The organism is Caulobacter zeae, from assembly GCF_002858925.1.
Classification (GTDB): domain Bacteria; phylum Pseudomonadota; class Alphaproteobacteria; order Caulobacterales; family Caulobacteraceae; genus Caulobacter; species Caulobacter zeae.
The window spans coordinates 18802-32367 of the sequence record NZ_PJRS01000033.1; the positions used below are offsets into that span (position 1 = coordinate 18802).

Below are 13566 nucleotides of genomic sequence, written 5' to 3' on the forward strand. Positions count from 1 at the left end.
CGCGATCAGGCCGTCCGGACCTTGCCGTCCTCGACGATCACCGGCCAGAGCGTCAGCCGCCCGCCCGCGCACGGCCCGCCCAGGCAGGCGCCGTCTTCCACGGCGAACACCGCCCCATGCCACGAGCAGGCGATCATGCCGCCGTCCGGCGTCAGGTACTGGTCCAGCTGCTGCGCCAGCGGCAGGCCCGCGTGCGGGCAGCGGTCGACATAGCCGAACACCGCCTCGCCCCGCCGCACCACGAAGCCGTGGAAGCGGTTCTCGCCGATCTGCAGCACGTAGTTGCGCGCCGCACCGTCGGCGATCAGGTCAAGCGGGCCGAGATTGATCCCGGCCCGCGTCGACCAGACGCGTCCAACCGCTGCGACCTCGTCCGTCAAACCCGCTCGACCGTCTGCTCGATGGCGCCGAAGATGGTGTGGCCCTTGGCGTCCTTCATCTCGATGCGGACCGTGTCGTCGCCCAGCAGGAACGGCGTCTGGGGCGCGCCGTGCAGGATGGTCTCGACGGTGCGCACCTCGGCCAGGCACGAGTAGCCCAGCCCGCCCTGCGCGATCGGCTTGCCCGGACCGCCGTCGGCGTCGCGGTTCGAAACCGTGCCCGAGCCGACGATGGTGCCGGCCGACAAGGCCCGGGTCTTGGCCGCGTGGGCCACCAGGGTCCCGAAGTCGAAGGTCATGTCGACCCCGGCGTCAGCGCGGCCGAAGTCCTTGCCGTTGAGTTCGATCAGCAGCGCGCCGTGCAACTTGCCGTCTTTCCAGCCCGCTAGGGCCTCGGGCGACACCGCCACCGGCGAAAAGGCGCTGGCCGGCTTGGACTGCACGAAGCCGAAGCCCTTGGCCAATTCGCCCGGGATCAGGTTGCGCAGGGAGACGTCGTTGCACAGCATGACCAGACGGATGGCCTCCAGGGCCTCCTCGCGGCTGGCGCCCAGCGGCACGTCGCCGACGATCACCGCCACCTCGCCCTCCAGGTCGCAGCCCCAGGCCGCGTCGGCCAGGGGAATGGTGTCGCGGGGAGCCAGGAAACCGTCCGACGCGCCCTGGTACATCAAGGGATCGGTCCAGAAACTGTCGGGCATCTCGGCGCCGCGCGCCTTGCGCACCAGCTGCACGTGATTGACGTAGGCGCTGCCGTCCACCCACTGATAGGCGCGCGGCAGCGGGCTCAGCGCATCATGCTCGTGAAAGCGCTCCTTGGGCACGCCGCCGTGCTCGAGGCTCTCGGCCAGCCCGCGCAGCAAGGGCTCACAGCGCTCCCAGTCGTCGAGCGCGGCCTGCAGTGTCGGCGCGATCGTCCCGGCGTCGGTGCACCAGGCCACGTCGTTCGACACCACGACCAGCCGGCCGTCGCGGCCGCCCTTCAGAGACGCGAGCTTCATTCGGCGCTTCCTCTTCTTGTTCTGGTTACGGCAGGCGGGCCTTGGGGAACCCGTCCCAGCACGCATCATAGTCGGCCTGAAGCGCGCGATGCTCCAGCGCGAACTTCGTAGGGGCGATCACCCAGCGGCTCTCGAACATGAAGGCCAGGGTGTTGTCGATCTTGTGCGGGCCAAGCTCGGCCTCAGTGGCCTTGCGATGGCTGGCCACGTCCGGCCCGTGATCGCTCATGCAGTTGTGCAAGGACGCGCCGCCGGGGGCGAAGCCGCCCTCCTTGGCGTCGTAGGCGCCGTGCACCAGCCCCATGAACTCGCTCATCACATTGCGGTGGAACCAGGGCGGACGGAAAGTGTGCTCGGCCACCATCCAGCGTGGCGGGAAGATCACGAAGTCCACGTTCGCCGTCCCCGGCGTGTCGCTGGGCGAGGTCAGCACCGTGAAGATCGACGGATCGGGATGGTCGTAGCTGACCGTGTTGATGGTGTTGAACCGCGCCAGGTCATAGCGGTACGGCGCGAGGTTGCCGTGCCAGGCCACCACGTCCAGCGGGCTGTGATCCCACTGCGCGCTCCACAGCTTGCCCTGGAACTTCTGGATTACCTGCGTCGGCGCATCGACATCCTCGAAGGCCGCGACGGGGGTCTCGAAATCGCGCGGATTGGCCAGGCCGTTGGAGCCGATTGGCCCCAGTTCCGGCAGGCGCAAGGCCGCCCCGTAGTTCTCGCAGACATAGCCGCGCGAGGGCCCGTCGACTTCGACGCGGAAGCGCACGCCGCGCGGGATCACCGCGATGTGGCCGGGACCAGCCTTCAGGCGGCCCATCTCGGTCACCAGGGTCAGCACGCCCTGCTGCGGCACGATCAGGAGCTCGCCATCGGCGTCGTAGAACACCCGATCCTTCATCGAGGCGTTGGCCAGATACAGGTGCACGCCCATGCCGGCCTGTGCCGCCACGTCGCCATTGCCGGCCAGCGTCATCAGGCCGTCGACGAAGTCGGTCGGCTCTGCGGGAATTTCGATCGGGCTCCAGCGCAGGCGGTTGGGCGTGACCGGCCCGTCGAAAACGCTGCTCAGGCGCGGTTGCTCATACAGCACGTAAGGCCCGTGCCCGGCGCTGGGCCGCAGGCGGTAAAGCCAGCTCCTGCGATTCTCGTGCCGGGGCGCGGTGAAGGCCGTACCCGACAGTTGCTCGGCATAGAGGCCGAACGGCACGTGCTGCGGCGAGTTCTGTCCCACCGGCAAGGCGCCGGTCACGGCCTCGGTGGCGAAGTGGGCGCCGAAGCCGGTCTGGTAGCGGAGGTCCATGGTTGGGTCCTTGGATCGTTCAGCGCGGAGCGATCGTCCTCGCCCTTCGACAGGCTCAGGGTGAGGACGAATGCAGGTCTCGCAGTAAACACCTCATCCTGAGCTTGTCGAAGGAGAGGTGTGGGCCCTCAGGCGTCGACGGTGATCACGCCGCGGCGGATCTGGTCCAGCTCGATGCTCTCGAACAGGGCCTGGAAGTTGCCGTTGCCGAAGCCCTCGTTGCCCTTGCGCTGGATGATCTCGAAGAAGATCGGACCGAACAGGTTCTCGGTGAAGATCTGCAGCAGCAGGCCCTCGTCGCCGACATTGCCGTCGATGAGGATGCGGTTCTTACGCAGGCGCTCCAGGTCCTCGCCGTGGCCGGGCACGCGCTTGTCGACCAGCTCGTAATAGGTCTCGATGGTGTCCTGAAGTTTGACGCCACGGGCGCGCAGGCGCTCGACGGTGTCGTAGATATTCTCCGTCGTCAGGGCCAGGTGCTGGATCCCCTCGCCGTTGTACTGGCGAATGAACTCCTCGATCTGGCTCTTGTCGTCCTGGCTTTCGTTCAGCGGGATGCGGATGGCCTTGTCGGGCGCGATCATCGCCTGGCTGAACAGGCCCGTGGCTTGGCCCTTGATGTCGAAGTACTTCTGCTCCTCGAAGCCAAAGACCTGGTTGTAGAAGGTCGACCAGGTGCGCATCTGGCCGCGCTTGACGTTGTGGGTCAGGTGGTCGAGCAAATCGAGGCCCACCGAATTGGCGGCTTCGGCCTCGGCCGCGCCGGGAACGGCGGTCCAGGCGTCGTAGATGCTGCCCTCGCCTTCGACGAGATAGAGCAAGCTGCCGCCGATGCCTTCCAGCACCTTTGCGTCCGCGCCCAGCACCGAGCGCGAGGCGTCAGCGGCCGTCGCCCCGCGCGCCAGCGCCTCTTCGAAAGCCTGGTCTGCGTTGTCGACGCGGAAGGCCATGCCGTTGGCCGACGGGCCATGGGCGGCGCGGAAGTCGGCGACCTGGCCGGCGGCTTCTTCGTTGACCAGCAGGTTGATGCGGCCCTGCTTGTAGCGGGTCACGGCCTTGGTCGGATGGGTGCTGGCGGGCACGAAGCCCAGTTGCTCGATGATCGCCTTCATCGCCGCCGGATCAGGGCTGGTGAATTCGACGAACTCGAAGCCATTCAGGCCGAGGGGGTTGTCGGACGTGACGGGCATGCGGGCCTCCCTAAGGCTCGTGATGTTCTCTTACGGAACCAGCGCGGCCGGCAGGCCGGCGATCAGGCGGTCGTTGTCGGCCGGTCGGCCGATGGTGATGCGCACCCAGCCGCCCTTCACGGGCGTCGGGCGCACGATGAGCCCTTCGTGCAACAAACGCATGGCGGTGGCTTCGGGGCCAGCCGGCGTGCGCAGGAAGACGAAATTGGCTTCCGAGCGGGTGTATTCGACGCCCATCTCGTCCAGCGCCGCCTCGACGCGGGCGCGCTCGGACAGGGTCAGGGCGACGGTCGAGGCCAGGTGCTCGCGGTCCTCCCAGGCGGCCAGGGCGGCGGCCTGGCTGACGGCGGTGACGTTGAACGGCGGGCGCAGGCGGTCGAGATAGGCGATCAGCTCTTCCGAGGAGGCGATGCCGTAGCCCACCCGCATGCCGGCCAGGCCATAGGCCTTGGAGAAAGTGCGCGCGGCGATCCACGGGCCGCCCCAGGCCTCCAGCACGGCCAGCATGTCGTAGGCCTCGTAGTATTCGCGATAGGCCTCGTCGACGAACACCAGGGTGGTCTTCGGGGTCGCGGCCAGCACCATCTCGACGGCTTCCTTCGACAGGGCGTTGCCGGTCGGGTTGTTGGGGGTGCAGAGGATCAGCAGCTTGGGCCCCTTGGCCGCCGCGGCGGCCACGGCGGGGACGTCGAGGTCGAAATTGGCCAGGCGCGGCACATCGACGATCGCCGCCTCGGCGCAGCGGGCGAAGATGTCGTAGGCCGGGAAGGTCGGCGAGGAGAGCAGGATCGTATCGCCCGGCGCCAGCACGGCGCGGAACACGTAGTCGATCAGGGCTTCGGAGCCCGGCGACACCACCAGACGGCCCGCGGGCACGCCCAGGCGCTGGCCGATGGCGGCGCGCAGGGTCTCGCAATAGGGGTCGGGATAGATCTGCGGCTCGGCCACGGCGGCCATCACCGCGTCGGCGACCCTGGGGCTGGCGCCCAGCAGGTTCTCGTTGCTGGCCAGCTTGGCGAAGTCCGACAGGCCCGTGCGGCGACCGGCCTCGGCTAGGGTCATGCCGGCCTTGTACGCCACGACGCCGTCGAGGGCGGCGCGCATCGGCGCGGCGGCTTGAGGCTTGCGATCGAGAACCAGCATGACGGCCGCTCCGGGAGTCGGGGATACGGACGTCAGGATAGGTCGGGTGCAGAGACGCGTTGTGGCGATGATGACCGACCTTAACGCTCTACGGGTCATTTTATGACCCAAATCCCGCCAATCCGACAGACGGCCCGCCGTTAGGAAACCTCCCTCTGTGTGGGGGGGGAGGCCGAAGGCCGGCGGGAGGAGATTTTCAGTTTCCGCGATGCTGGAAGGCTCGCAGTCACGCCCCCCACCGATCGCTACGCGATCGCCTCCCCCCACAGGGGGAGGCTCCTTACCCCCTACTCCAGATAGTCCAGCGGCAGGGCCGTGGAGTCCTTGATCGTCTCCAGCACGAAGCTCGACTGGATGTCCTTGACCGCCGGCATCTTCAGCAGGCGCTTCATCGTGAACTCGGCATAGGCGTCGAGGTTGGGCGCCACCACCCGCAGCAGGTAGTCGTAGCTGCCGGTCATGGCGTGGCAGCCCACCACCAGGGGCTCACGCAGGATCGCCTCCTTGAAGGCCTCGGCGGCGGCTTCGTTGTGACGGTCGACGGCGACCTCGACATAGGCCAGCAGGTCGAGTTTCGCCTTTCGCCGGTCCAGCAGCGCCACATAGCCGCTGATCAGGCCCGCGGCCTCCAGCTGCTTGACGCGGCGCAGGCACGGGCTGGGCGACAGCCCCACCCTATCGGCCAGCTCCACATTGGTGACCCCGCTGTCGCGTTGCAGGACGTCGAGGATCTTCTTGTCGGTGCGAGTGAGCTTCATCGTGACCGGATCGGGTGATTTGCCGGCAGTATATGACGACTTGGCTCTGCAATCCTCCCCCAGAAGGGGGAGGCGGCCTTGCTCCTCCCCCGAGAAACGGGGAGGTGGCGCGCTGCGAATACGCAGCGTGACGGAGGGGGCGCGTGACAGAGCTCCGGGCTTGAACTCGCCCCCTCCCCCGCAAGCGGGGGAGGATAAAAAGCAAAACGCCCGGGACCAGAGGGACCCGGGCGCTTCGACTTACGCGGTACGCTTACTGTTACGCTTACTGGTACTAACTCGGTGTTCAGTTGGCCAGGCGACGCAGGAACGACGGGATCTCAAGATCCTCGCCGTCGTCGGCCTGGGGCGGATCGATCGGCTGAAGCTGCGGGCGGGCCGAACCGGTCTGGCGGGCCTGCGGCTGCGGGGCCGGCTCGTAGCGTTGCTGGCGACCGCCGCCGAACAGGCTCATCCAGCCGCCGCTCTTCTGCTGACGGCGATCCTCGTAGTGATCGCTGTATAGCGGCTCGTCATCGGCTTCGGCGACCATCGGGTCGACGATGCGGGTGACGCGCGGCGCGGGGGCCGGCTCATAGACCGGTTCCGGCTCATAGGCGGCTTCCGGCTGGGCGTAGAGGTCGGCCTGGGCGTGCGGCTGCGGGGCCGGCTCGTAGGCCGGTTCCGGATAGGCCGTGGCGGTCGGGCGCTCGATCGGACGGGCCTCGTAGCGCGAACCCGGGCGGATTTCCGGCTGGGCCGGAGCCTGGGCGACCGGCTGCGGGGCCGGGGCGGGTTGCGGCGCCGGTTGCGGGGCGGGACGCGAGGTCTCGGCCAGCAACGGCGGGGCATGGGTGTTGCGGGCGGCCGGCTTGGGCTCGATCTGCTGGATCGAGGCGCCGTCCATGCCGGTGGCGACCACCGACACGCGGATCACGCCGTCCAGCGACGGGTCGAAGGCCGCGCCGAAGATGATGTTGGCTTCCGCATCGACCTGGTCCGAGATCGCGTTGGCGGCCTCGTCCACTTCGAGCAGGGTCATGTCCATGCCGCCGGTCACGTTGACCAGCACGGCCTTGGCGCCCTTCAGCGAGACTTCGTCGAGCAGCGGGTTGGCGATGGCGTTCTGAGCGGCCATCAGGGCGCGGTCTTCGCCGGTGCCCTCGCCGGTGCCCATCATCGCCTTGCCCATCTCGGTCATGACCGTGCGGACGTCGGCGAAGTCGAGGTTGATCAGGCCCGGCAGGACCATCAGGTCGGTGATCGAACGAACGCCCGAGTGCAGAACCTGGTCGGCCATGCCGAAGGCTTCGGCGAAGGTCGTGCGCTCGTTGGCGACGCGGAACAGGTTCTGGTTCGGGATGACGATCAGGGTGTCGACGTAGCGTTGCAGCTCCTGGATGCCGGCGTCGGCCAGGCGCATGCGGTGACGGCCTTCGAAGTGGAAGGGCTTGGTCACCACGCCAACGGTCAGGATGCCGCGCTCACGGGCGCACTTGGCGATGATCGGGGCCGCGCCGGTGCCGGTGCCGCCGCCCATGCCGGCGGTGATGAACACCATGTGAGCGCCTTCCAGGTGCTCGCCGATCTCGGGGAAGCTTTCCTCGGCGGCGCTCATGCCCACTTCGGGGTGCGCGCCGGCGCCCAGGCCCTGCGTGATCTGCACGCCGAGCTGGATGCGACGGTCGGTCTTGGCGAACTGGAGCTGTTGGGCGTCCGTGTTGGCGACGACGAACTCAACACCCTCGAGGCCCGCCTCGATCATGTTGTTCACGGCGTTGCCGCCCGCGCCGCCAACGCCGAAGACCACGATGCGCGGCTTCAGCTCGGTGGTGCGCGGCGCCGAAAGAGAAATAGCCATGGGGACCCTCGCGTCCTTACGCCGAATTCGCCAAATCAACCGACCGCAAGTCGGTAACGCCTCGACGATCGGGTTAACAGAACAACCACCATCGTTAACTGGCGGTTAAAGCCATAATCTGAGTCGGCTGCAGGTCGATCCCGCTTAACCCGAAAAAAGCGAGTTATCCAAAGGAATTGCTCGGAACTCCTTGGTTTACAAGCGGGGCCGGAACCCTTGTGCGGCGGAACGCCGCTGGCCTGTTTTTTGCGTCCAGCCCCTCGGATTCGGGGGAGCGAAACTACACTGTTTGGCCATTCAGGCACTTAGAAAGTTAAACGACAGGGTTAATTCACCCATCGGGCGAGCCGGGTGATTTGGTCCGGACGCACGAGAACGCCCCGCCCTTTCGGGCGAGGCGCTGATCAATTCTCGCGTTGAGGCGTCGACCTAGAGGTTGTCGCGCAGCCAGGCGGCGGCCTTGGCCACCGGCGAGGCGTTGGGGTCCATCGGGCGCTTGCGCACCTGGCCGCCGCTGAGGGTCTTGGGCGAGACCACCTCGCGCGGGCCAAAAGCCGTGCGATGCAGCACGCCGGCGGCGGCGCAGAAGGCCGGACCCGAGGCGGCGTCGGCCAGATGCGGCACCCGCCGCGGACGACCCAGACGCACCGGACGGTCGAACACCCGCACGGCCACTTCCCGCACGCCGGCCAGTTGGCTGGCGCCGCCGGTCAGGACGATGCCCGCCCCCGGCTCCACCGGCGCGCCCGAGGCCTTCAGGCGCTCGCGCAGCAGCTCCAGCGTCTCTTCGACGCGCGGCTGGATAATGCCCTTGAGCAGGGAGCGCGGCGCGATCACCGGACCCGCGCCCGGATCGTCGCCCCGCGGCGGAGCCTCGATCATCTCGCGATCCTCGTTGGCCGAGGCGATGGCGCTGCCGTGCAGGGTCTTGATGCGCTCGGCGCCGGCGACCGAGGTCTGCAGGCCGCGGGCGATGTCTTGCGTGACGTGCCCGCCGCCGACGGCCAGGCTGTCGACGTGGCACAGGGCGCCGTTGTTGAACACCGCCACAGAGGTCGAGCCGCCGCCCATGTCGATGCAGACGGCGCCGAGGTCCATCTCGTCCTCTTCCAGGGCCGCCAGGGCCGAGGCGAAGGGCGCGGCGACGATGCCTTCGAACGACAGGTGGGCGCGTTCCACGCAGTGGGCCAGGGTGTGGAAGATGTTCTCGTTGACCGAGACGACCAGCAGCTCAAGGCCGAGCGACCGGCCGAACATGGCGCGCGGGTCGCGGATGCCCTTCTGGCCGTCGACCGACCAGGCGATCGGCAGCAGGTGCACCGGCTTGCGGCCCGGCAGGCGCACCTGGGCAAGGGCCGAGGAAATGGCGCGCGACAGGTCGCCGTCCGCGATCGGACGGGCGCCCAGCGAAACCTGGGTCTGGACGCGGTGGCTGGCCAGCTGGCCGCCGGCCGTGCAGACCGATACGCCCTGGACGCTGACGCCGGCGACCGTCTCGGCGCGCTCAACAGCTTGGGCGATAGCCTGGGCGGCCTCGTCCAGATTGACGATCGCCCCGCCGCGCACGCCGCGCGACTGCACGTAGCCGACCCCGGCGGTCGTCAGGGTGCGGTTGTCGCGGTGGACGCCATCCGCCTTCATGATGAAGCACGTGACTTTCGACGCCCCCAGGTCCACGGCCGCGACCGCGGGCTGACGCACGAGCGTCGCCTTCAGGCCATCACGGGCCTGTCTCCGGTCCTCAAGTCGCGACATGGTCAGGGTCACCTCAGTCCATCATTTCTGTTCTTACGCCCCGTTGGCCACCGGCTGCCCGGGCAGCACGGAGTCTCGGGGCCGGATCGCCACCATCTCGGGATCGCGCAGGTCGATGCGCGCAAAACCGAGATCGAGGATGCGTTGCCGCTGGTCCAGTTGATCCAATTGAATCAACGCGGATTCTTCGTCAATGGCCGGCAGCTGGATCAGCGAGCCATCTTTCAATCGCAGGTCCCAGCGGCGGTCGTCGACGCGCACCAGCGCTTCCAGACGATCGCGCAGGCGCGGCCGCGCGTTGACCGCCGGCAGGATGTTCCCCGCAGCCTGGTCGGCGCCCTGCCCCACCACCAGCGGCAGGTGCGGGAAGCGCGCGGCGTCGGCCTCGCGGATGATGCGCCCCTCGGCGTCGATCACCTTCAAACGGCCCGAGTGCTGCCACACGGCCAGGGCCGGGCGTTCTTCGACGGCGATCATCACGGTGTCGGGCAACAGGCGCACGACCTTGGCCGACTTCACCCAGCCCACGCCTTCGACGCGGGACTTCAGGTCGACCAGGTCCATGCCGAGCGTCGGCTGGTCCTGATAGAGGCCGCTGGCCTTCAGGATGTCGGCCTGGGCCGTGGCCGAGGCGCCGGTCACGTGCACGGCCTTCAGCTTGAAGCCCAGGTTGGCGAACTCGCCGTCGACGCCGTGGACCATGGCCTGGCCCAGGCGCTCGGCGCGGTGGCCGGTGGCCAGGGTGACGACCAGGGCGAGCGCCAGCGCGCCGCCCGCCACGCCCAGGGCCAGGCTCGGCGACACCCCGACCCCGCCGCGCGCGGCATGCAGCTTCCCCGCCGGCTGTTGCTGAGCCGGGCGAGCCTTGTTCGGACTTGCGGGCGCTTCGGCCCGGGGGCGCGCTGGCTTGCGCGGTCCCCCCCGCACTGCCGCGGGCATAAGCGTCCTCCACCATCAGACACTAGAAAAACGGAACCCTTGAGCGCCTCTCCGATCCCGACCGTCGTTCGACGACGGGGCGAGTCCGGGCAAAGCGCCTACGGAGGCGTAGAAAGGCCCGAAGGTCGTTAATGCCGGGATAACGAAGAGCCCGCCGCGTTACGGCTCGGCAACCAAGACGCGCACCATTCTGGGACAGACGTTAACGCCTCGCCGCCTTGCGCCATCAGGGTTTACGGCGCGTTTTCCCTGCCTGGGCGGGGCTTTTGGGCCCGATGATGCGGCGCCGCAAATCTGTGGATGAGCACATAAAGTATGAACGGCCGCGCTTTGCGGCGTTTTGACTCACCCAAGGGTCGCGGCGACGCGCCGCACGCGCGGGGAGTGTTTCCTGAAAGCGCGTTGCCTGAAGCGCCTTGAATGTCAGCGCGTGGTCCTCGTCCTTCGACAGGCTCAGGATGAGGACCAAATTGCGGGCCGTGCAGTAGAGAACCTCACCCTGAGCCTGTCGAATGGCGAGGTTCTCGAAGGTCTCAGTGCCGCGCCTGCGCAGGCGCGGCCGCGCCCAGGGCGCGGAAGTCGATGTCGCTGTCGGCCACGAGGTAGATGAAGCTCGTCCAGGCGGCAACATTCTGGGCCAGCTGGATCGGGTCCACCTTGTCCAGGGTGTCGTCGGCGGTGTGGTGGTAGTCGAAGTAGCGGCTGGCGTCCTGGTTCAGGTTCACCACCGGCACGCCCGCGCCCTCGATGCCGCCGATGTCGGCGCCGCCGTGCGCGGCCGGGTTCTTGTCGAAATAGATCTTCAGCGGGCTGAGCGTCTGGATCGCCGCCTTCATGGCCGGATGACCTTCCGAGCCCTTGGGCAGTTGCAGGCTGTAGATGCGGTCGGCGCCCGTGTCGCTCTCGCCGGCCAGGACCAGCTTTTCCAGGTTGGACTTGTTGGCCGCGAGGAAGGCGTCGGACGAGCCGCCGCTTTCTTCCGAGCCCCACATCACCACCCGGATGGTGCGCTTGGGATGCTTGGGCAGCTCGCCAATCAGCTTGGCCGCGGCCGTGGTGATGGCGATGCCGGCCGCGTCGTCGAAAGCGCCGGTGCCGACGTCCCAGCTGTCGAGGTGGCCGCCGATGACGATCACCTCGTCGGGCTTTTCCGAGCCCTTGATGTCGGCCGAGATGTTCCAGGCCACGTCGCCGGCGTCGAGGGTCGAGGCCAGCTTCAGCTTGATGCGCAGCGGGCCCTTCTTGGCCAGGCGCTCGAGCTGCTCGGCCTCCGGCACGCCCAGGGCGGCGGCGGGAATGGTGACGACGTCGGCGCCGTTGGTGGTCACGCCGGTGTGCGGCACGGTCGAGCTGGAGGTCGAGACCGAGCGGATCAGCAGGGCCACGGCCCCGCGCTTGGCGGCCTCGACCGGACCGGCGCGACGCGAGATGCCGGCGATCCCATAGCCGGCGCCGTCCTGGGCGCGGACCATCGGCTGGGTGATGACGACGATCTTGCCCTTGATGGCGCTGGCCGGCGCGGCGACCATTTCGGCATAGGTGGAGAACAGCGCCACCTCGGCCTCGATGCCTTCGGCCAGCGTCGGGATCGTGCGGCCCAGGCCCACGATCGACAGCTTCATCGGATAGGGCGCAACCAGCTCGGCGCTTTCTTCACCGCGCGTCCAGGACGGCTTGGCGAACTGGTCGACCTTGATGTTGGTGAAGCCCAGGGCCTTGAACTTGGCCACGCCCCAGTCCTTGGCGCGCTCCATGCCCGGCGAGCCGACGAGGCGCGGGCCGATGTTGGTGGTCAGGTCCTCGGTGATGTCCCAGGCCAGGCGATCGTTCAGGGCCTTGTCGCGCAGCGCCTCGGCGGTCTTGACGTCCTGGGCGTGTGCGACGCCTGCGAGCAGGGCGGAAGCGGCGACGGCGGTCAGCAGGCTGCGGAACATGAGCAGGATTCTCCCCTAAGAGGCAGCTGTCATAGCACTGCTCTCCCGGTGGAGAACCCCGCCCTGCGCCCACTTTTGTCAGCAGCCGTCAGCCAGGGCGAAAATCGCCCGGTCAGGGACGAGGCGCCGCGCCGAACAGCTTGTCGGCGAACAGATCCAGCGCCTTCTGCGACAGGTCGGTGTTGTTGAGGATCACGACGGTGTCGCCGGTGTCGAGCCTGTGGCCCAGCACCGAACGGTAGCCGGCCGTGCGCCCGGTCTCCCACCCCGCCAGCTTGACCTGGCCGTCGATGGTCAGGCTCCGCACCCGGCCGCCCAGCGCATAGTCCTGCTCGGGCACGAGGATCGTGGTCAGGGCCTTGCGGGAGGCCTCGGACAGGAACGGCGTGTCGAAGACGATATGTGCGGCGACCAGCAGGTCGTCGACCGTGCTGAAGTAGCCGCCGCTGGCGGCCATGACGTCCATGCGTGGATTGGCGCGCCGCGCCAGTGGCGGGCCGGCATAGTAGGAGACGGCGACGCCCGGCTCGGCGTCGACGCCGAGGCCCGCGCGGGTATGACCCATCTTCAGCGGATCGGTCGTCAGTTCCTTCACCAACGCCAGGAACGGCTTGCCGGTCACGGCCTCGACGATGGCGCTGACCACGAACCAGTTGACGGGATGGTAGTCAAACCTCGTCCCCGGCGGAAACAGCGGGTCGCCCTGGGCGAAGGCCTTCACGGACTCGGCCGCCGACAGGTTCTTCTTCAGAAGCTCCGGATCGGCCTTCAGGGCAGGCATGAAACCATTGGGAATGCCGCTGGTGTTGGACAGCAAGTGAGCCAGGGTCACCGTCTTGCCGGTGTCGGGCCGCTGCTCCGGCAGCCAGGTGATGATCGGCGCGTCGAGGGACAGCTTGCCCTGCTCCACCAGACGCAGCACCGCGATGGTCGTCAGCCACTTCGAGATCGACGCCACGCAATAGACCGTGTCGCGGACGGCGGGCTTTCCCGCCTCGATGTCAGCCATGCCGAAGGCGCGGACATAGGACGCCCTGCCCTTGCGGCCGATCATCACCACGCCCTGGAACTTCTGCTCGGCGACGAAGGCGTCGACCACCGGGTTGTCGGCGCCCAGCCTGGCCGGGGCGGCCAGGGACAGGCCCGGCGCGGCGCACAGCGCCCCGGCGGCGGCGAACAGGCCGCGACGATCGATCATCGTAAAACTCCCCACACACCGCCGCCCCCAGCGATGGCGGCGACCCTGGCGCAGCGCGACGCCCAAGTCCCGTTAAGCTTTGGCAATGAGCGAACATTGGCATTCGACCAGAAGCGCTCTAGGTC

11 protein-coding genes and 1 pseudogene are annotated in these 13566 nt (G+C 68.2%); 1 reads left to right on the forward strand and 11 read right to left on the reverse strand.

The window, feature by feature from the left end:
• Positions 1 to 5: 5 nt before the first annotated feature.
• Genes SGCZBJ_RS16135 through hmgA form a run of 3 tightly spaced genes read right to left on the reverse strand, consistent with a single transcriptional unit; the run spans position 6 to position 2684 of the window.
• Positions 6 to 380, reverse strand: coding sequence for a Rieske (2Fe-2S) protein (locus SGCZBJ_RS16135; RefSeq protein WP_101719010.1), 375 nt, complete (start codon positions 378 to 380; stop codon positions 6 to 8).
• Entirely contained in the window at positions 377 to 1381 is a 1005-nt protein-coding gene (locus SGCZBJ_RS16140) for a fumarylacetoacetate hydrolase family protein (protein WP_101719011.1), read from the reverse strand. Before SGCZBJ_RS16140 ends, SGCZBJ_RS16135 begins: the two co-directional genes overlap by 4 nt.
• A gap of 25 nt (positions 1382 to 1406) precedes the next feature.
• Entirely contained in the window at positions 1407 to 2684 is a 1278-nt protein-coding gene (hmgA, locus tag SGCZBJ_RS16145; protein ID WP_101719012.1) for a homogentisate 1,2-dioxygenase, read from the reverse strand.
• A 2-nt stretch (positions 2685 to 2686) separates the two neighbouring features.
• Here hmgA and SGCZBJ_RS26550 point away from each other — a divergent pair.
• Positions 2687 to 2799, forward strand: a pseudogene (locus SGCZBJ_RS26550) (hypothetical protein); the annotation flags it as partial.
• Between the two features lie 13 nt (positions 2800 to 2812).
• Here SGCZBJ_RS26550 and hppD read toward each other — a convergent pair.
• From hppD to SGCZBJ_RS16185, 8 genes are all read right to left on the reverse strand, one after another.
• Positions 2813 to 3874 (reverse strand): 4-hydroxyphenylpyruvate dioxygenase, encoded by a 1062-nt coding sequence (gene hppD / locus SGCZBJ_RS16150; RefSeq protein ID WP_101719013.1) that lies wholly within the window; start codon positions 3872 to 3874, stop codon positions 2813 to 2815.
• 30 nt (positions 3875 to 3904) lie between these two features.
• A complete protein-coding gene (gene hisC / locus SGCZBJ_RS16155) occupies positions 3905 to 5017 on the reverse strand; it encodes a histidinol-phosphate transaminase (protein ID WP_101719014.1) in 1113 nt (370 codons plus the stop codon).
• A gap of 287 nt (positions 5018 to 5304) precedes the next feature.
• Entirely contained in the window at positions 5305 to 5775 is a 471-nt protein-coding gene (locus SGCZBJ_RS16160) for an Lrp/AsnC family transcriptional regulator (protein WP_101719015.1), read from the reverse strand.
• 286 nt (positions 5776 to 6061) lie between these two features.
• A complete protein-coding gene (gene ftsZ, locus SGCZBJ_RS16165) occupies positions 6062 to 7615 on the reverse strand; it encodes a cell division protein FtsZ (protein ID WP_101719016.1) in 1554 nt (517 codons plus the stop codon).
• Between the two features lie 429 nt (positions 7616 to 8044).
• Complete coding sequence (gene ftsA / locus SGCZBJ_RS16170; RefSeq protein ID WP_101719074.1) at positions 8045 to 9370, reverse strand: cell division protein FtsA; 1326 nt, start codon at positions 9368 to 9370, stop codon at positions 8045 to 8047.
• Positions 9371 to 9403: 33 nt separating this feature from the next.
• Positions 9404 to 10309: a cell division protein FtsQ gene (ftsQ, locus tag SGCZBJ_RS16175; protein WP_101719017.1), complete on the reverse strand. Its 906-nt coding sequence runs from the start codon at positions 10307 to 10309 to the stop codon at positions 9404 to 9406.
• Positions 10310 to 10842: 533 nt separating this feature from the next.
• Entirely contained in the window at positions 10843 to 12243 is a 1401-nt protein-coding gene (locus SGCZBJ_RS16180; RefSeq protein ID WP_420808165.1) for a M20/M25/M40 family metallo-hydrolase, read from the reverse strand.
• A gap of 112 nt (positions 12244 to 12355) precedes the next feature.
• Positions 12356 to 13441: a serine hydrolase domain-containing protein gene (locus tag SGCZBJ_RS16185; RefSeq protein ID WP_101719019.1), complete on the reverse strand. Its 1086-nt coding sequence runs from the start codon at positions 13439 to 13441 to the stop codon at positions 12356 to 12358.
• Positions 13442 to 13566: the final 125 nt, after the last annotated feature.